This window comes from Lacisediminihabitans profunda (genome assembly GCF_008040105.1).
Classification (GTDB): domain Bacteria; phylum Actinomycetota; class Actinomycetes; order Actinomycetales; family Microbacteriaceae; genus Lacisediminihabitans; species Lacisediminihabitans profunda.
Map to the genome: position 1 here is coordinate 127,529 of NZ_VRMG01000005.1, position 18,697 is coordinate 146,225.

Genomic DNA, 18,697 nt, shown 5'->3' on the forward strand with positions numbered 1-18,697 from the left:
GAGCGTGAGTGATCCAGTCGGCGCCCGGCCAGAGCGTGCTCGAGGCCGGTTCGAGGCGCACGCAGGCGCGCACGCTCGTGCAGATCCTCGCCGAGACGGCCCGGGACAATCCGGATGCCGTGGCGCTGGAGGACCCGGACGGCGCGATCAGCTACCGCCGGCTGCTACGGCTCGTCAACGAGCAGGCCCGCGCGCTTCGCCGGGCCGGCGTGCGCCGCGGAGACGCCGTCGGCATCCGGATTCCGTCGGGCACCCGCGACCTCTACCTCTCGATTCTCGCGACTCTCGTGCTGGGCGCGGCCTACGTTCCGGTGGACGCCGACGACCCGGAGGAGCGGGCGCGGCTCGTGTTCCGCGAGGCGGACGTGGTGGGCGTGATCGGGGCGGGTGGCATGTTCGAGCCGCGGGGTGCCGCCACCGCGACACGCGGTTCCGTCGACGATGTCGAGCCGCCCGCCGAGGCACCCCGCCCGGAGGACGATGCCTGGGTGATCTTCACCTCCGGGTCGACCGGGGTGCCCAAGGGGGTCGCGGTGACCCACCGTTCCGCTGCGGCCTTCGTGGACGCCGAGGCCCGGCTCTTTCTGCGGGATGAGCCGATCGGACCGGGCGACAGGGTGCTCGCCGGCCTGTCGGTCGCCTTCGACGCGTCCTGCGAGGAGATGTGGCTGGCCTGGCGCAACGGGGCGTCGCTCGTGCCGGCGCCGCGTTCGCTCGTGCGCTCCGGGGTCGACCTCGGTCCCTGGCTCATCGCCCACGGGATCACCGTGGTCTCGACAGTCCCCACCCTCGCGTCGCTCTGGCCTGAGGAGTCGCTCGAGCTGGTGCGGCTCGTGATCTTCGGCGGCGAGGCATGCCCGCCCGAGCTCGCGGCCCGGATCTCGGCCCGCGGTCGAGAGGTGTGGAACACCTACGGCCCCACGGAGACCACCGTCGTGGCCTGCGCCGCACCGCTCGGCGACGCGGGACCGGTGCGCATCGGCCTTCCGCTCGACGGCTGGGATCTCGCGGTGGTGGATGCCGCGGGGGTGCGGGTCGCCGAGGGGGAGACGGGGGAGCTCATCATCGGTGGAGTCGGGCTCGCCCGGTACCTCGACCCGGTGAAGGACGCGGAGAAGTTCGCTCCCCATGCCGGCCTGGCCTGGGATCGGGCCTACCGCAGCGGGGACCTCGTGCGCTTCGAGAGCGACGGGCTCGTCTTCGTGGGGCGCGCGGACGACCAGGTGAAGCTCGGCGGCCGCCGGATCGAACTCGGCGAGGTGGAGGCGGCGCTGCAATCGCTCGACGGGGTCGCAGCGGCCGCGGCCGCCGTGCAGACGACGCCCGCCGGCAACCACGTGCTCGTCGGCTACCTCGCCCTCGTCGACGGCGTGGTGGGCTTCGATCGCGCGGCGGCGAGCGATGCCCTGAGGGATGCCCTTCCTGCCGCCCTCGTTCCGCTTCTCGCCGTGGTGGACGAGCTGCCCACCCGCATCTCGGGCAAGGTGGACCGCGCCGCCCTGCCCTGGCCGCTGCCCGCCTCCGACGAGCCGGCGGCCGAGCAGTTGTCACCCACCGCCGCCTGGATCGCCGAGCGCTGGACAGCGATCCTCGGAGCCCCGGTGGCCGGCCCGGACGACGACTTCTTCGCGCAGGGCGGCGGCTCGCTCTCCGCGGCCCAGCTGGTCTCGGCGATCAGGGAGCGGCATCCGCAGACCAGGGTGTCCGACATCTACGACCACCCGCGGATCGGGTCGCTTGCCGACGAGCTCGACGCGCGAGCGCCCGCCGCGCCCGCCGCGACGAGGAAGGTCGCGCGCACCCCGCTCGCCAGCCAGCTCGCCCAGACCCTGCTCGGCATCCCGCTGCACGTGCTGGTCGGCGCACGCTGGCTGGTCTACCTCGCGGCGGCGAACAACCTGCTCTCCCTCGTCTTCGGGGTTACCTTCGTGCCCACCCTGTCGTGGTGGTGGATCGCCGCCGGGTTCGTCGTGTTCATCAGCCCGCTCGGCAAGATGACGATCGCCGTGGTCGCCGCGCGACTCCTGCTCGCCGGCGTGCGGCCGGGCGACTACCCACGCGGCGGCTCGGTGCACCTGCGGCTCTGGCTCGCCGAGCAGGTGTCCCTTCTCGTAGGACCGGCGAGTCTCGCCGGCGCCCCCTGGATCAGCTACTACGCGCGGGCGCTCGGCGCGAAGATCGGCGAGGGGGTCGACCTGCACTCGCTTCCACCGGTCACCGGGATGCTGTCGATCGGCCCGCACGCGGCGATCGAACCCGAGGTGGACCTGGCCGGCTACTGGATCGACGGCGACGTTCTGCGCCTCGGCCACGTGCACATCGGCGCCGACGCGGTCATCGGATCGCGAAGCACCCTTCTCGGCGGGGCGAGCGTCGGGCGCGGAGCCGAGGTGGAGCCCGGAGCCGCGGTCTTCGCGCGCGTGCCGGCCGGCGAGCGATGGGCCGGGTCGCCCGCCGCGCGCGTGGGCTCCGCGCGGCACGCCTGGCCGATCGAACGCCCGCCGCGCGGCCGGCGCTGGCTTCTCGTCTACGGGGCGGGCTCGGTCGCCCTCTCCGCGATGCCCGCCGTGAGCCTGGCACTGGGGGCGCTCGTCGTCGGTTCGGCCATCGGCGACGCGTCCACCCTCTGGGTCGCGCTTCTGCGGGCGGCCATCGCGGTACCGCTCGCGGTGCTGGTGAGCGGGGCGAGCTACGCGCTCCTCGTGATTCTCGCCGTGCGCGCCCTCGGCCTCGGGCTCCGAGACGGGCACTTCCCGGTGCGCAGCCGCGTCGGCTGGCAGGCCTGGTCGACCGAGCGCGTGCTCGACAGCGCCAGGACGCTGCTCTTTCCGCTCTACGCGAGCCTGTTCACGCCGGCCTGGCTGCGGATGCTCGGCGCCACCGTCGGCAGCGGGGTCGAGGCATCCACGGTGCTCCTGATCCCCTCGCTCACGACGATCGCACCCGGGTCGTTCCTTGCCGACGACACGATGGTGGCCACCTACGAACTCGGCGGCGGCTGGATGCGCATCGGCCGGGCGAAGATCGGCCGACGGGCGTTCCTCGGCAACAGCGGCATGGCCGGGCCCGGCCGCACGGTGCCGCGGAACGGCCTCGTGGCCGTGCTCTCGGCCACGCCGCGCAAGGCGAAGCGCGGGTCGTCCTGGATCGGCAACCCGCCGCTGAGGCTGCGCCGCACCGTCACCGACGTCGACGAGGGGCGCACGTTCGAGCCGAGCGTCGCCCTGCGGATCGCCCGTGGTTCGTGGGAGGCGCTGCGCATCGTGCCGGTCTTCGTGACGGGGTGGGTCGCGCTCGGCGTTCTCGGCTCCCTCGAGTCGCTCTGGATCGTGGCCGGCGGGGTGTGGTGCATCGCCCTCTCCGGCGTGGTGATGCTCGCGGCCGGGGCGGCGGCGGCGGCCGCCACGACCTGCGCCAAGTGGCTCGTGGCCGGGCGGATCGACGCGAGCGAGCATCCGCTCTGGTCGTCGTTCGTGTGGCGCAACGAGCTCTCGGACACCTTCGTGGAGATGGTGGCCCGCCCGTGGTTCGCGGCGAACGCCACCGGCACTCCGGCGCTCGCATGGTGGCTGCGCAGCCTCGGCGCGCGGGTCGGCCGCGGCGTGTGGTGCGAGACCTACTGGCTGCCGGAGGCGGACCTCGTGACCCTGGCCGACGGCGTGACCGTCAACCGAGGCTGCGTCGTGCAGACCCACCTCTTCCACGACCGGATCATGCAGCTGGACACCGTGCGGATCGGCACCGGCGCGACACTCGGGCCGAACAGCGTCATCCTGCCGGCGGCAGCGATCGACGAGGGTGCCTCGGTCGGTCCCGGCTCGCTCGTGATGCGGGGCGAACGCGTTCCTCCCGGGTCGCTCTGGGCGGGCAACCCCATTGCCCCCTGGCCGTCGCCCCCATGGAATACTTGACGGCAGCCATGCCCCAGTCCCCGCGATCGACCTACGGCTCCCCCTCCGCGGGAGACCCCTACCTGCCGACGAGCGGCAACAGCGGCTTCGTGGTTGAGCACTACGACCTCGACCTCGACTACCGGGTCAGCACCAATCGCCTCGTGGCGACCGCGGTCATCTCGGCCAGAGCGAGCCAGGCGCTCGAGCGGTTCAGCCTCGACTTCGCCGGCCTCGTGGTCGACCGGATCACGGTGGCGGGCGAGCGCCCGCGCAAGGTCTCCCAGACGGCCCGCAAGCTCGTGATCACACCCGCGGTGCCGCTGGTCGACGGCGAGCCATTCGAGGTGGTGGTTCGCTATCGCGGCAGCCCGCATCCGATCCGCAGCCAATGGGGGGAGATCGGCTGGGAGGAGCTCGCCGACGGCGTGCTCGTGGCCAGCCAGCCGTCCGGGGCGTCGTCGTGGTTCCCCTGCAACGACCACCCGAGCGACAAGGCGACGCTCACCCTCGCGGTGGCCTGCGAGTCGTCGTACGCCGTGGTCTCCAACGGGACCCCCGTGTCGCAGACCACGCGTTCCGGACGCACCCGGTGGCTGTTCGCGGCCACCGAGCCGATGGCGACCTACCTCGCGACGGTGCAGATCGGTCGCTACCGCACGCTCGACGTGCTCGCGGCGCCGGTGCCGACTCGCATCCACTTCCCCCCGCAGCTCGCCCGGAACGTGGCGACGGATTTCGAGCGTCTGGGCGAGATGATCGACCTGTTCTCTAGGCTGTTCGGGCCGTACCCGTTCGAGACCTACTCGGTGATCGTGACCCCGGACGAGCTGGAGATCCCGCTCGAGGCCCACCGCACCGCGGTGTTCGGCCGCAATCATGTGGACGGGGCGCACGGCAGCGACCGCCTGATCGCCCACGAGCTGGCGCACCAGTGGTTCGGCAACAGCCTCACCGCCGGCGCCTGGCGCGACATCTGGCTGCACGAGGGCTTCGCCTGCTACGCGGAGTGGTTGTGGGCGGAGGCGAGCGGCGGGGCGACGGCCGAGCAGAGCGCCCGGGAGGCGTGGGACCGTCTCGACGTGCTGCCGAAGAACATCGAGATCGGCGACCCCGGCCCGCGGGCCATGTTCGACGATCGGGTCTACAAGCGCGGAGCCCTTGCGCTGCACGAGCTCCGGGGGCACCTCGGCGACGACGCGTTCTTCTCGGCGCTCCGCGGCTACACCCTTGCCTTCCGGTGGAGCACGGTCACCCCACAGGACTTCTCCGCGTTCGTCGCGGCATCGGGCGGCCAGGCCGTCGACGACATCCTGCGACGGTGGGTGTACTCCCGGCCGCTCCCGGCGCTGACCGCGGTCTGACCGGGCCGGCTGCCGAACGGCTAGAGGCGGATGAACTCCGGGTTGCCCCAGATGGGACGGTGCGACACGTCCTTGCCGGGCTTCGGCGCGTCGACGATGCCGCCGTTGCCGTCGTAGATGCCGATGTGCTGGTGCGGGTAGTAGACGAGGTCGCCGGCCACGGCCTCGGAGCGCGGAATCACCGTGCCCTGGGCCGCCTCGGCCACGGCGTTGCCGGTGAGATGAACGCCGAACTGCGCGTAGACGTAGCGCACGAAGGTGTCACAGGTGAAGCCGGTGCTCGGGGAGTTGCCGCCCATGATGTACGGCACCATGCCCACGAACTGCATAGCGTACTGCACGACGGCCGGTCCGCCGCCCTGGAGATCCGGCGGGTTGATGTACATGTTCGCGCCCACCGAGAGCGGCGTCGCCGGCAGGGCGCCGCCGCCGTAGACGCCGAGCGCGATCCGAGTCGCCGCGTAGTAGACGCTCGACTTGTCGCGAACCACGTCGTCGGTCTCGACCGTGCTGCTCACCGTGAGGCGCTGCGACCGGGCGATCATCGACGAGACCTGCGAGTCGGCGTCCGTCGCCGAAGCCGAGACGGCGGGGATGGCCATCGTCGCCGCCAGACCGAGGGCCACGACCATCGCGGTGCCGGTGGCGGCGGCTCGTCTCAGGGAGAGGATGGGACGTCGGGTGCGGGGGGCCGAGTGCCTGCCGAGGTGAGAAGCCAAGATCCGTGAAGTTCCATATCGCGTTGCGTTACCAGAATGTGACCTTGGGGAGCCTACCCCACGCGACTGGGATCGCGCCGATCCACGCGCTAGTTTTGACAGGTGAGCGAAACACGAACAGACCTTCAGCGCCAGTACGACACCCTCCGCGCGCGCAACCTCGGCCTCGATCTCACCCGTGGCAAGCCGTCGCCCGAGCAGCTCGACCTGTCGAACGCGCTCCTGTCCCTCCCGGGAGAGCACGACTACCGTGACGCGAGCGGCACCGACCTGCGCAACTACGGCGGCGCGGACGGCCTGACCGAGCTGCGCGAGATCTTCGCCGAACTCCTCGCCGTCCCGGTCGCCCAGCTGCTCGCCCTCGGCAATGCGAGCCTCGCCGTGATGCACGACTCGGTCGTCGACGCCCTCCTGCACGGCGTGCCGGGTGGCAGCGGCCCCTGGCGCGACGTTCAGGACCTGGCGTTTCTCTGCCCGGTTCCCGGCTACGACCGGCACTTCAGCATCTGCGAGTCGCTCGGCATCCGCATGATCCCCGTGCCGTTCGTGAACGGCCGACTCGACCTAGACACTATCGCTCGCCTGGTAGCCGAGGACCCGGCGATCCGGGGGATGTGGTGCGTTCCGATGTACTCGAACCCCACCGGACTCGTCTACACGGTGGAGGAGGTCGAGGCGCTCGTCGGCATGCCGACCGCCGCGCCGGACTTCCGCCTCTTCTGGGACAACGCGTATGCCGTGCACCACCTCACCGACGACGAGCCGCCGGTGATCGACGTTCTCGGCGCCGCGGCGACGGCCGGGCATCCCGACCGTCCACTCGTCTTCGCCTCGACCTCCAAGATCACCCTGCCCGGCGCCGGCGTCGCCTTCCTCGGCGGTTCGGCAGACAACATCGCCTGGTTCCGCCGGCACAGCGCGGCCCAGACCATCGGGCCGGACAAGATCAACCAGCTGCGGCACGTGCGGCTGTTGAAGAGCGCGGATGGCGTGCGCCGTCACATGCGCGCCCACCGGGCCATCGTCGAGCCCCGCTTCGCCGCCGTGCTCGCCATCCTGGAGAGGCGCCTCACCGGGGTGGCGACCTGGTCGCGCCCCGCCGGGGGCTACTTCATCAGCCTCGACGTCGCGCCGGGAACCGCCGCCGCCGCCATCGCCCTCGCGAAGGAGGCCGGCATCGCGGTGACCCCGGCCGGGTCGACCTGGCCGCATCGCAACGACCTGGTCGACTCCAACATCCGCATCGCCCCGACCTTCCCCTCGATCGAGGAGCTCGAGGCGGCCATCGACGCCCTGTGCACCTGCGTGCTGCTCGCCTCGGCGGTCGACTGAGGCTCGCGACGCTCATCGCGGCCGATTCCTGCAGCGCGGAAGCGAAACTCCCCCGCATCTCCCCGGCTTTGACGGGTTGCACGCTTAAGGTATCGGTGTGTGGCGTGCTAATAGACCTCAGGACGATCTTTTCGACGAGCCTGGCGATGACCGCGCCCGCGTGGAGTTGCAAGTGACCGCCCCTCATGCCCTGACCTTCGGTGACCCGAACTACGTGCTCGCCAATGTCGCCGAGCCCGTCTGGCACGAGTGGCGCAGCCAACTCGCGACGGTGGGCGGCTCGTCGCCGCTGCTGCACTTCGTGGATTCGCCCCGCACCCGCATAGAGCTCGGGGCGACCCATCCCGGCGGACTCGCCCAGTTCATCACCGGCAAGAGCACCCTGCTCTCGAGCCTCATCCGCGACGATGTCGCCCTGCGCGCGGCCAAGCTCGCTGCCGGGGAGATCGCAGCGAAGGGCCTCGAACTCGCCACGGCCCGAGGCATCGACTCCATCCACCTGGGCATCGGAATCGCCGACTGGCAGCACGGTGGCGTCGAATACCGTGCTCCGATCCTGCTGCGTCCGCTCGCCATCCGGCGTTACGGCAGCGACTTCGAGGTGAAGCTCAAGGGGGCGCCGTTCCTGAACCCGGCGCTCGCGAAGGCCCTCGCGGAGCAGTTCCAGATCGAACTCGACACCGGCGCCTTCGTGGCGCTCGCCGAGGAAGACGGATCGTTCAAGCCGAACCCGGTGATCGACCGGCTGCGCGGCCTGACCTCCCACCTCGACTGGTTCAACGTGCAGCCGCGACTCGTGGTCTCGTCATTCGCCGACGTGGGCACCGCGATGGTGGAGGATGCCGCCGATCTCGAGCACCCCATCCTCGACGCGCTCGCCGGCAATCCCTCGGCGAAGTGGACGATCGAGGAGAGTTACGCCCCGGTCGAACCGCAGAATTCCGACCAACGCACCCCGGAGACGGACACCCTTCTGCTCGACGCGGATGCGGAGCAGGAGAACGTGATCGCCCAGATCGCGGCCGGCAACTCCGTGGTCGTGAAGACGCTCCCCGGCACCGGAGCCACCCAGACCATCGTCAACGCGCTCGGTTGCCTCGTGAGCCAGAACAAGCGGGTGCTGGTCGTCAGCGCTCGCCGCTCGTCCCTCACCGGCATCGCCCAGCGCCTCGGCGACATCGGCCTCGCGGGAATCGCGGTGTCTCCGGCCACCCTGCGTCGCGACCTCATCCGCTCGATCGGCCGAAACGAGAAGGCGAAGGCGCCCCAGGTCGGGGAGGTGGATGACGCCCTCGTGCGCCTGCGCAAGGTTCTGCTCGATTACCGCGGTGCCGTCGCCCGCCGCGACCCCGCGCTTCGGGTGTCCGTGCTGGACTGCCTCACCGAGCTCTCCCGGCTCGCGCTCCTGCCGACGCCTCCCGCGACGACGGCCCGCCTCTCCCGCCCGTCGGTCGAGCTGATGGCGGACGACCGCTCGCGCGCCGCGATCGCCATGGTCGAGGCGGCAACGCTCGGCGAGTTCAAGTACGGCCCGGGTGATTCGCCCTGGTACGGCGCGACCTTCTCCTCGAGCGAGTCGGCCACCCGCGCTCACGGCATCGCGCAGCAGCTGCACCACACCGAACTGCCGCGCCTGCTCGAGCGCGCCAACGAACTCATCTCCGGCACCCGGATGCGGCCCTTCGAGTCGATCAACGAGTTGGGCGTCTACCTGCGCCTGCTCACCGACATCCGGGACACCCTCGACAAGTTCCAGCCGGTGGTCTTCGATCGTTCGCTCAGCGAGCTCATCGCGGCCACGTCATCCCGCAAGGACTCTCCGGAGATGTCCGGCGCGAACCGGCGACGGCTCAAGCGGCTCGCCCGCGAATACGTGCGCCCCGGCGTGCACGTGGGCGACCTCAACGAGGCCCTCGTGCGCATCCAGCAGCAGCGCATCCTGTGGCAGCGATTCGTCGCCGCCGGGGTCACCCCCGAGGTTCCGGTCGGAATCGCCGACGTGCAGGTGGCCTACCAGCAGGTGGCGCAGGACCTCACCTTCCTCGACGAGCCGCTCGGCGCGGTGACGCGCGAGACGCAACTCGTGTATCTGCCCATCCACGTTCTCGTCGAACGAGTCGCCGGACTCGCCGCCGACTCCGACGTGCTGCACAACCTGCAGGAGCGGGCGCACCTGCGCACCACGCTTCGCGACCTCCAGCTCGACCCTCTGCTCGAGGATCTCGCCTCCCGGCATGTGCCGGAGGAGCAGGTCGCGGCCGAGCTCGAACTCGCCTGGTGGCAGTCGGCCCTCGAGTCCCTCCTCGAGACCGATCGCGCACTGCTCAATGCCAACACCTCTGTGCTCGACCGGCTCGAGGCCGACTTCCGGCTCGTCGATGAGGCGCACGCCGCCGGAAGCGCCCAGCTGCTGGCCTGGCAGCTCGCCGAGGGCTGGAGCATCGGCCTCGTCGACTGGCCGGACGAGGCCGCGGAGTTGAAGACCGTGCTTCGCACCGAGCGCATGGATGCCCGCGCGCTGCAGGAGGCCGCCCCGCACCTGTCGCGCACCGTCGCACCGGTCTGGCTCGCGTCGCCGTATGAGGTGGCGCAGATCACCGACGCCCTGCACTTCGACACCGTGATCCTCGTCGATGCCGGCGCCACCACGCTCGCCGAAAACGTCGCCGCGATCCGCCGCGGAAAGCAGACGGTGGCCTTCGGTGACCCGGTGACCCAGACCCCGGCGCCGTTCGACATCGCCCTGGGGGATGCCGAGGACGAGCAGGACGACGACGTCGCGGCCGCCCTCGACGAGCTTCACGCCGAGTCCGCGCTCGCCAGACTGGGAACGCTCCTGCCGACCCTGGCCCTCACCCGCAGCTATCGCGCCGGCGGCGAGGACCTCGCCGAACTCGTCAATCGCCGCTTCTATGCCGGCAAGATCGAGTCCTTCCCCTGGGCCGGAAGCTTCCTCGGCCACAACAGCATCCGGCTCGACTTCGTCGCGGACGGCTCGGGCATGCCCGATCCGGAATCCGGGGGAGTGGAGAGCGTGGACGCCGAGGTCAACCGCGCGGTGGAACTCGTGATCGAGCACGCCACGATCCGCCCGCACGAGTCGCTCATGATCATCACCGCGAGCGCGCGTCACGCCGTCCGGGTGCAGCAGGCCGTGCTCGCCGCGACCGTCGGGCGTCCCGAGGTGAGCGAGTTCGTGCTCGGCGACCGGGCAGAACCCTTCGCCGTCATGACCATCGAACAGGCCGTGGCCCAGAGCCGCGACCGCGTCATCCTCTCGATCGGCTACGGCCGCACTCCGCACGGGCGCGTGCTGAGCGATTTCGGCGCCCTCGGGCGGCCCGGCGGCGAACGTCTTCTCGCCGTGGCGATGACGCGGGCACGCCGGTCCATGGTGATCGTGACCTGCTTCGAACCGCAGGACATCGACGAGGGCCGCATGCAGTACGGCGCGGTCGCCCTCGCCGAGATCCTCGCCGACGTGAGCGCGCGCAGCACGATCCAGCCGGTGCCGGACGACAGCGAGCCCATGCTCGTCGACCTGGCGCGCCGCCTGCAGGTGCGCGGGCTGCGGGTCGCGCTCGGCCATCGTGGCAAGCTCGGCCTCGTGGCGTCGCACCAGGGAATGTGCCTCACGATCGAGACAGACACCGTGCTTCAGGGTTCGAGCCTGCGCGAGTCGCTGCGCCTGCGCCCCGAGATGCTGCGTCGACTCGGCTGGCACTACCTCCGGGTGCACGCCTTCGAGCTCTTCAGCGAGCCGGATGCCGTCGCCGATCGGATCGTCACGATGCTCGGCCTCGACTCGGCGCCCAAGACCGAGCCGATCCCGATCGTCGCTGCGCGAGGCTGACCCGTGCCCGACGTGACTGGCGCCTCGTCAAACGCTGCCGATGGCACCGAGCCCGCACAGGGCAAGCCGGCGCGCAAGCGACGCCGGGTCACCACCTCGCCGGTTCCCGGCGCGGACCCCAGCCCGCCGAGCGAGCCGCAGCGTCACGCCGAGGGCGAGAACGACGAGCGCCTGAAGGTGGACAAGCCGCCGCACTGGGGCTGAGGAGGCCCGGCTCGGCATCCCACTCGGCTCGGCTTTGCCCCCCTCCATCCCACTCAACCGTCAGTAACTGTCGGCTGGGGCCTGCCGGCGAGCAGTTGGTGACGGTTGAGTGGGGTTGAGTGGGGTTGGGCGGGGTTGAGTGGGGTTGGTGTCTACTCGTCCGTCAGTAACTGTCGGCTGGGGCCTGCCGCCGAGCAGTTGGTGACGGTTGAGTGGGGGTTGAGTGGGGTTGGGTGGGCCGGTGTCTGCTCGACCGGCGGCGCGGCGAGCCGGGCTACTCGGTGGGCTGCGAGTGCGCGCCGCTCGACACCGGACTCTTGGCGAGCAGGTCGCGAATCTCGCCGAGAAGCTCGAGCTCGGTGGGCGGAACTTCCTCGTCGGCGGTCGGCTCCTCCTGCTTCTTGCGGAAGGACACGCGCTTGAGGTAGTTGATCGGCACGATGAGGGCGAAATAGACCACGATCGCCACCAGCAGGAACTGGATGACGGCCGCGATGACCGCACCGAAGTACATTGTGGCCGTGCCGCCGTCGGCGGTCGGGATCGTGACCGGCAGGGCCTTCTCGAGCGACTTGGCGTTGAAGAGCGCGCCTATCGCCGGGTTGAAGACGCTGTTGACGATCGCGTTGACGATGCCGGTGAACGCGGCGCCGATGACGACGGCGACGGCGAGATCGATGACGTTTCCGCGCAGAATGAACTCTCTGAAACCCTTGAGCATTGCGTGGCCCCCTTCAGCGACGTGCTGGACTAGTTGGCGCTTGAGGATACCGCGGCCGGGGCTTTTGCCGGCGCTGGCGGGGCCGAGTCCGGCTTCGATTTCGGCTCGGACTTGGTGTCGGACTTCGTCGCCGAACCGCCGGAGGACTCGCCGGATGCCCCCTTGGAGGCGGACTTGGCATCCGCCCGGGCATCGTTGCGATAGAAGCCGGTGCCGTTGAAGGTCACTCCGATCGAGTTGAAGACCTTGCGCAGTTGCGGTTCGTGGCAGTGGGGGCACACGGTGAGCGAGTCGTCGGTGAACGACTGGTACTGGTCGAAGGCGTGGTCGCAGCTCGCGCAGCGATACGAATAGGTGGGCACGCGGTCCTCCGTGCGGTAAGCGGTACTGGGGGTGAAAGTCAGAAGGTGACGAGGGCGCTCGGTGTGACGACACCATCCACGCGCTTGTCGTGCACCTCGCTGGGCACTGAGTCGACAAGTTCCCGGTCGAAGATCACAGCATAGACCGGTGGGCACTTCTCCATCGATCCGAGCGTGCGATCGAAGTATCCGCGTCCCCAGCCCATGCGCATTCCCGTTCGGTCAACGCACGCTGCCGGCACGATGATCAGGTCGACGTCATTAATGGCGAATGGACTTAACAACTCGCCGACGGGCTCTGGCATTCCGAAGAGCCCCTCGGTCTCGGTCTTTCCGTCGCCGACCGTCCAGTCGAGGAGGCCGTCGTCGCGGGAGATCGGGAAGAGGATGCGAACGCCGTGCTCCGAGGCCCAGTTGAGAAACGGACGGATGTTCGGCTCGTCGTTCGAGGGAAGGTACGCGGCGAGGGTCTTCACGTCGAGACTCGTCGCGAGCTCGATCAGGTGCCGACTCAGCTCCGTCGTCGACCGTTCCCGCTCGGTCGCGGTCATGATGCGCCGGTGCTCGCGAATCTCGGCCCTCAGGGCCCGCTTATGGTGGCCAACGTCACCGCTCATGCTCACATCCTAAGTGTGCGTCGTTTGTTAACCCCCCGTGAAACGGGGCACAGGTTAGCCTTGTCCACATGTCGTTCAAGATCACTAAAGCAGTCATTCCCGCGGCGGGCCTCGGAACACGATTCCTGCCCGCTACCAAAGCCATGCCGAAGGAAATGCTTCCCGTGGTCGACAAGCCGGCCATCCAGTATGTGGTGGAGGAGGCCGTCGCCGCAGGACTCACCGATGTTCTCATGATCACGGGCCGCAACAAGAATGCCCTGGAGAACCATTTCGACCGTGTCGGCGAGCTCGAGGCGACCCTCCTGCAGAAGGGCGACATCGAGCGCCTGCGCAAGGTCAACTACGCGACGGACCTCGCCGAGGTGCACTACGTGCGCCAGGGCGACCCGAAGGGACTCGGTCACGCCGTGCTCCGGGCCAGGATGCACGTCGGTCACGAGCCGTTCGCCGTGCTGCTCGGTGACGACATCATCGACGCCCGCGACGTTCTGCTCTCGCGCATGATCGAGGAGCAGGGCCTGCGCAACGCGACCATCGTCGCGCTGCTGGAGGTGGACCCGTCCGTCGTGCACATGTACGGCGTAGCGACGATCGAGCCGACCGAGACGGACGACGTCGTGCGCGTGACCGGCCTCGTGGAGAAGCCGACCAAGGAGAACGCGCCCTCGAACTACGCGATCATCGGCCGGTACGTTCTGCAGCCGGAGATCTTCGACATCCTCGAGCACACCAAGCCGGGCAAGGGCGGCGAGATCCAGTTGACGGATGCGCTCGAGACCCTCGCGGCCAACCCCAGCATCGCGGGCGGCGTCTACGGCGTCGTGTTCCGCGGCCGCCGCTACGACACGGGTGACCGCCTCGACTACATCAAGGCGATCGTGCAGCTCGCCGTCGAGCGCGAAGACCTCGGACCGGACCTTCGTCCGTGGCTCAAGGAGTTCGCCAAGGACCTCGAGTAGTCGTCGGCACCCGGCCGTCCCGCATCCCGGGCGGCTCGGGCGCCGAGACGACCAGCCTCTAGAATGGTGACCGTGGCGACGCCGATACCTACGCTCCGTGAGGGCAACGTGGCGATTCGCCCGATTCGCCTTCGGGATGCCCGGGCGCTCGAGCGGGAACTTCTCGACAACCGGGGCTGGCTGCGCAAGTGGGAGGCGACCAATCCGCACGGTGCGATGAGTTTCGACGTGCGGTCCAGCATCCGCAGCCTGCAGGCCAATGCACGGGCCGGCTTCGGGCTGCCGTTCGTGATCGAGCATGACGGCGAGCTCGCCGGCCAGCTGAACGTCTCGAGCATCACCTACGGGTCGCTCTCGTCGGCGTCGGTCGGCTACTGGGTCTCCGAGCGCTTCGCCGGCCTCGGCATCACCCCCACCGCGGTCGCCCTCGCCACCGACTACTCGTTCTTCCAGGTGGGCCTGCACCGCATGGAGATCTGCATCCGGCCGGAGAACGGCCCGAGCCTGCGCGTGGTGGAGAAGCTCGGCTTCCGCTATGAGGGGCTGCGCAGGCGGTACATCCACATCAACGGCGACTGGCGCGATCACTTCTGTTTCGCCCTGGTGGCGGAGGAGGTTCCGTCCGGGGTGCTGCGGCGCTGGAGGGACGGGCGGGTGCCCGCGGGCGCCGGCACGGTGCCCCAGGCGGATCGGGATGCCGCACTTCTGCCCGGAACACACCCTCGCTAATCGGCGCGTTTCGTGCGCCGCCCTCGTAGCGTATGGGTATGGGAGCAGACGGATTCGGATCGAGCATGATCATCGCGGCCGCCGCGCTGCTCTGGCTCGTCTATCTGGTGCCCACCTGGCTGCGTCGGCGTGAATACCTGGCCACCGAACGCAACGCGATCCGTCTCCAGCAGACGCTGCGCATCATGGCGGAGACGGCCGAGGTGCCGACCGAGGTGAGAGCCGAATTCTCGGCCCGCAGCGCCGCCCAGCAGGAGCGGTTGCTCAAGAAGGAGATGGAACGGCAGGCTGCCGTCGTCAGTGCCCAGGATGCCGCGGCCGCGCGGGCGGCGTCCCGGCGCCTCGCCGAGTCCCAGCCGGCCATCGCCGCGGACATCGCGCTCTCTTCGAGTTCCTCCCGGCGGCTGCGCCGTTCCCGGGCGATCACGTCCCTCATCCTCTTCGCCTCCCTTGCCGCGGTCGGAGTCGGTGTCGCGCAGCTGCTCACGACCGGCGCCTGGCCGCTTCTCGCCGGCGGCGGTCTCGTTTCTGCCGGCAGTCTCGTGATGCTCGGCCAGATGGCCGCGGTCGGTCGCGCGCGCCTCGAACTGGCCCGCAGCATCCGGTCCCGGCCGCCCGTCGTGCAGCGGGTGCGGCGCCAGGTCGTCATCCCGGCCGTGCCCGTGCGGTCCACCTGGACCCCGGTGCCCGTTCCGAAGCCGCTCTACGCGACCATGCCGGTCGCGGAGCGGTCCCTTGCCGCCTCGCTCGAGGCGGCCGCCGAACTGCGCCAGGCCGCGGCCGACGCGGAGCGTGCGCTGCGCGAGGCGCACCAGGAGCCCGAGGTGACGCCGATCCGTGCCACCTCCACCCCGAGTCGTTTTTCGCGGATGGGCATCATCGACGAGCAACAGGCCGCTACGACCGACATCGACGCCGTGCTGCGCCGCCGTCGCACCGCCGCGGCCGGCTGATCGGTCCGCGGCGACCGCTGACGCGGCGTTTGCGTCCGGCACGTGTTTCTCGCCCGGCACGCGTTTCTCCGCCGGCACGTGTTTCTCCGGAGGTTTCGGCGCGAGCGGAAGACCGGATGCCGGGCAGACCCGCGTTGACGGGCCTGTTCGGCGGTCGAGGCCCCGCGGACGCGAAATGCTCCGGAGAAAGGTAGTCCCGCCGCGCCGCATCGCCGGGCCGCGTCGCCGCTCCGTCCGGCCCCGTCCCGCGGCTGCCCCGCACCACGCGTTTCTCGCCCGGCACGCGTTTCTCCGGAGGTTTCGGCCCAGGCGGAAGACCGGATGCCGGGCAGGCCCGAGTTGACGGGCCTGTTGGGCGGTCGGGGCCCCGCGGACGCGGTGACCTCCGGAGAAACGCGAGTCGGCAGTGGAGGCGCCGCGCTGTTCTGGGGCGGGCAGCCACACCGGCTGGCGGGGTGCCGGTGTCTCGGCGGCGCAGCGGAAAGTGATAACGTAGCTACGCACTAGGGCCCTTGGCGCAGTTGGTAGCGCGCCTCGTTCGCATCGAGGAGGTCAGGAGTTCGAATCTCCTAGGGTCCACCACCCCGGTGCCGAGAACCCCGCGCAGACGACAGTCTGAGTGGGGTTCTTCGTCGTTCAGCCGCGCAACGCGAGCTCCTGGCTTCGCCAGAGGGCGTATTGCGCCCAGGGATCTTCGGCGCCCGCGCGCAGCCCGCTCACGTGCGCGGCGAGCTCGTCGTTCGGCTCGAACCACTCGGTGTGCGGGATGCGGTGGCCCGCGAACTGGACGTGACGGCGCCGCTCGAGCAGGCGGTTGCCGCGCTCGAAGGCCAGCACCTCGTCGTGGGGGAGGCCGGCTATCCTGAGGCGCGGATTGCCGGACGTGCCGATCTTGATCCGGTCCTTGTACCGGAGGTAGTAGACGACATCCACCCGCAGCACGCTCACCCCGTCGTCCGGGATGTCGCCCACCCGCCACTCGCAGATCCCGCAGAGCCAGCCGGACGGATACCGCACCCCGAGCCGGGCACCGCAGGCCAGGCAGGGGGAGGGCAAGAGGTCGCTGCGGCCGACGTCCTGCACCACCCAGTCGTAGGCCTCGAGGAGGTGCCGGTCGCACAGGGCGACGGGCGCACCAGGGTCGACCGGTCGCCGACAGGGTCGACCGTCAGGCGAGTCGGCGAGACACCGGGCGCGAGGCATCATGGGCGCACGCTACCGCAGGCCGCCGACAGTGGCCCGGGATGTTCCCCGTTTGGGGGGTGGGCGTTCAGGTCGAGGTCACCAGCCGGACACCCTCCCCGAGTTTGCTTGTGGCCGGGCTGGACGCCGGTCCTGCCCAGAGGAGGAATCATGAACCTGCACAAGAAGATCGGCGCCTCCGGCGCGATCGGCCTGGGCCTCGGCCTCGCCGTTCTGGCCAGCGCCACGCTGCCGGCCACCGCGTCGGACTCCGACGGATTCGCCCGCGATTCGGTCGCGGCCAACTCGGCGGCCTTCGGCATCCAGAACAACGTCCTGGCTCGCGGCCTCACCGAGAGCCCCGTGGCCTACGGACAGCTCCCCCTGGCCAACCCGCACGGCGGCGTCTCGCACTATGGCTTCAACACCGCCAATGGCGGCCCGCTCACCCAGGACCCCCACGAGGCATTCAAGACCGAGCCCGACAAGAACGTCTACCTCGTCTTCGGCGGCGTCCACTACCTCTACCAAGGCCACGAGGGCGGACCGCAGGGCTACGTCACCCGCGTCAACCTCGACGAGAAGGACCCGGCCAAGCGCGTCACCCTGATCGCCGATGCGCGCTCCGACGGCGCGGCCGTTCCCAACTTCGACGGCATCACCTGGGACCCGTTCACCAAGCAGCTGCTCCTCACCGCCGAGTCCGCCGCGCCCAAGGGCGGAGTCTTCGCCGTGGGCCTGGATGCGAAGGGCGACCCGCTGGACGGCAAGTTGATCCCGCTTCCGGCGCTCGGATCCGGCGGCTACGAGGGCGTGCAGAACGACTCGGCCGGAAACGTCTGGCTCGTGGAGGACATCGGCGGCGCCAAGGCGTCCGGCGGCAAGGTTCCCAACAGCTACATCTACCGGTTCACCCCGACCACCCCCACCGACCTGTCCGGCGGCAAGCTGGAGGCGCTGCAGGTGAGCACCAAGGCCGGCACCCCGGTCACCGCGAAGCAGCTCTCGGCCAACCCGTCCGACCCGTTCATCACCGACCTGCACACCTACGGCGCCTCGTTCTCCACGCGCTGGGTGACCGTCACGCCGGGCGCGGACAACGGAGCGACGGCCGCCGCCGCCGCGGCCGGGGCCACCCCGTTCAAGCGTCCGGAGAACGGCGTCTTCCGTCCGGGCACCAAGTTCGGCGAGTTCTACTTCACCGAGACCGGTGACACCGACAAGACCAGCACCCTCCCCGGGGCGTTCGGCGCGGTGTTCCGCCTGAGCCAGTCGTCGCCGTCCGCGAAGACCGGCACCCTGTCGCCCGCCTTCCTGGGAGACCTGACGCACACGGGCCTCGACAACATCCAGTTCCAGACCCCGGACAAGCTGCTCGTTGTCGAGGACGCCGGCGACACGCTGCACACGCAGCGCGACGCCCTCGACTCCGGCTACCTGATCGATGTCAGCCGCAAGGGGTCGAAGGCTCCGGTCGCGACTCGCTGGCTCGCGGAGGGTCGCGACGCCTCGGCCACCTACGACCACTTCACGAGCCCCGGCTACAACGACGGGGACAACGAGATCACCGGCATCCACGTGTCCAACGGCGACCCGTCGACGTCCGGAATCCTCGGTGCGCAGGCACCGAAGGCGTTCACGGACGGCTGGCGCACCTTCTGGACCCAGCAGCACGGTGACAACATCACCTGGGAACTTCACCAGAGCGCGCAGCACGACTAGCCCACGCCGCACACGGCGCCCCGCTCCCGCGGTTCGGGAGCGGGGCGCCGCTGCGTGTGGAGGGGCCGTCCGGCCTCCCGGCGACAT

Annotated in this window: 14 protein-coding genes and 1 tRNA gene; 10 read left to right on the forward strand and 5 right to left on the reverse strand. The window is 70.2% G+C overall.

The window, feature by feature from the left end:
- Positions 1-11 precede the first annotated feature (11 nt).
- Together FVP33_RS05185 and FVP33_RS05190 are read left to right on the forward strand one after the other, a co-directional pair.
- Positions 12-3,911, forward strand: coding sequence for a Pls/PosA family non-ribosomal peptide synthetase (locus FVP33_RS05185; RefSeq protein WP_147783174.1), 3,900 nt, complete (start codon positions 12-14; stop codon positions 3,909-3,911).
- An 8-nt stretch (positions 3,912-3,919) separates the two neighbouring features.
- Positions 3,920-5,254: a M1 family metallopeptidase gene (locus FVP33_RS05190; protein ID WP_147782579.1), complete on the forward strand. Its 1,335-nt coding sequence runs from the start codon at positions 3,920-3,922 to the stop codon at positions 5,252-5,254.
- 20 nt (positions 5,255-5,274) lie between these two features.
- Here the strand turns inward: FVP33_RS05190 and FVP33_RS05195 are convergent, their stop codons facing one another.
- On the reverse strand, positions 5,275-5,973 hold the full coding sequence (locus tag FVP33_RS05195; protein ID WP_147782580.1) for a C40 family peptidase: 699 nt from the start codon (positions 5,971-5,973) through the stop codon (positions 5,275-5,277).
- A 102-nt stretch (positions 5,974-6,075) separates the two neighbouring features.
- On the opposite strand from FVP33_RS05195, the gene FVP33_RS05200 reads away from it, so the two are divergent.
- From FVP33_RS05200 to FVP33_RS05210, 3 genes are all read left to right on the forward strand, one after another.
- The gene (locus FVP33_RS05200; protein WP_147782581.1) at positions 6,076-7,305 is read left to right on the forward strand and encodes an aspartate aminotransferase type Ic; all 1,230 of its coding nucleotides are present in this window, start codon (positions 6,076-6,078) and stop codon (positions 7,303-7,305) included.
- A gap of 97 nt (positions 7,306-7,402) precedes the next feature.
- Positions 7,403-11,158: an AAA family ATPase gene (locus FVP33_RS05205; RefSeq protein ID WP_425460936.1), complete on the forward strand. Its 3,756-nt coding sequence runs from the start codon at positions 7,403-7,405 to the stop codon at positions 11,156-11,158.
- Positions 11,159-11,161: 3 nt separating this feature from the next.
- Positions 11,162-11,362, forward strand: a complete 201-nt coding sequence (locus tag FVP33_RS05210; RefSeq protein WP_147782583.1) for a hypothetical protein — start codon at positions 11,162-11,164, stop codon at positions 11,360-11,362.
- A gap of 274 nt (positions 11,363-11,636) precedes the next feature.
- Here the strand turns inward: FVP33_RS05210 and mscL are convergent, their stop codons facing one another.
- Genes mscL through FVP33_RS05225 form a run of 3 tightly spaced genes read right to left on the reverse strand, consistent with a single transcriptional unit; the run spans position 11,637 to position 13,062 of the window.
- Positions 11,637-12,083: a large conductance mechanosensitive channel protein MscL gene (gene mscL / locus FVP33_RS05215; RefSeq protein ID WP_147782584.1), complete on the reverse strand. Its 447-nt coding sequence runs from the start codon at positions 12,081-12,083 to the stop codon at positions 11,637-11,639.
- 29 nt (positions 12,084-12,112) lie between these two features.
- A complete protein-coding gene (locus tag FVP33_RS05220; RefSeq protein ID WP_147782585.1) occupies positions 12,113-12,445 on the reverse strand; it encodes an FmdB family zinc ribbon protein in 333 nt (110 codons plus the stop codon).
- 38 nt (positions 12,446-12,483) lie between these two features.
- Positions 12,484-13,062 (reverse strand): 5-formyltetrahydrofolate cyclo-ligase, encoded by a 579-nt coding sequence (locus tag FVP33_RS05225; protein WP_147782586.1) that lies wholly within the window; start codon positions 13,060-13,062, stop codon positions 12,484-12,486.
- A 68-nt stretch (positions 13,063-13,130) separates the two neighbouring features.
- On the opposite strand from FVP33_RS05225, the gene galU reads away from it, so the two are divergent.
- From galU to FVP33_RS05245, 4 genes are all read left to right on the forward strand, one after another.
- On the forward strand, positions 13,131-14,024 hold the full coding sequence (gene galU, locus FVP33_RS05230; protein WP_147782587.1) for a UTP--glucose-1-phosphate uridylyltransferase GalU: 894 nt from the start codon (positions 13,131-13,133) through the stop codon (positions 14,022-14,024).
- Between the two features lie 63 nt (positions 14,025-14,087).
- Positions 14,088-14,753: a GNAT family N-acetyltransferase gene (locus FVP33_RS05235; protein WP_147782588.1), complete on the forward strand. Its 666-nt coding sequence runs from the start codon at positions 14,088-14,090 to the stop codon at positions 14,751-14,753.
- 38 nt (positions 14,754-14,791) lie between these two features.
- Positions 14,792-15,706 (forward strand): hypothetical protein, encoded by a 915-nt coding sequence (locus FVP33_RS05240; RefSeq protein ID WP_147782589.1) that lies wholly within the window; start codon positions 14,792-14,794, stop codon positions 15,704-15,706.
- A gap of 506 nt (positions 15,707-16,212) precedes the next feature.
- Positions 16,213-16,288: transfer RNA gene (locus tag FVP33_RS05245), tRNA-Ala, on the forward strand.
- Between the two features lie 54 nt (positions 16,289-16,342).
- Here the strand turns inward: FVP33_RS05245 and FVP33_RS05250 are convergent.
- Complete coding sequence (locus tag FVP33_RS05250; protein WP_187270582.1) at positions 16,343-16,912, reverse strand: GIY-YIG nuclease family protein; 570 nt, start codon at positions 16,910-16,912, stop codon at positions 16,343-16,345.
- 147 nt (positions 16,913-17,059) lie between these two features.
- On the opposite strand from FVP33_RS05250, the gene FVP33_RS05255 reads away from it, so the two are divergent.
- Entirely contained in the window at positions 17,060-18,610 is a 1,551-nt protein-coding gene (locus FVP33_RS05255) for an alkaline phosphatase PhoX (RefSeq protein WP_147782590.1), read from the forward strand.
- Positions 18,611-18,697: the final 87 nt, after the last annotated feature.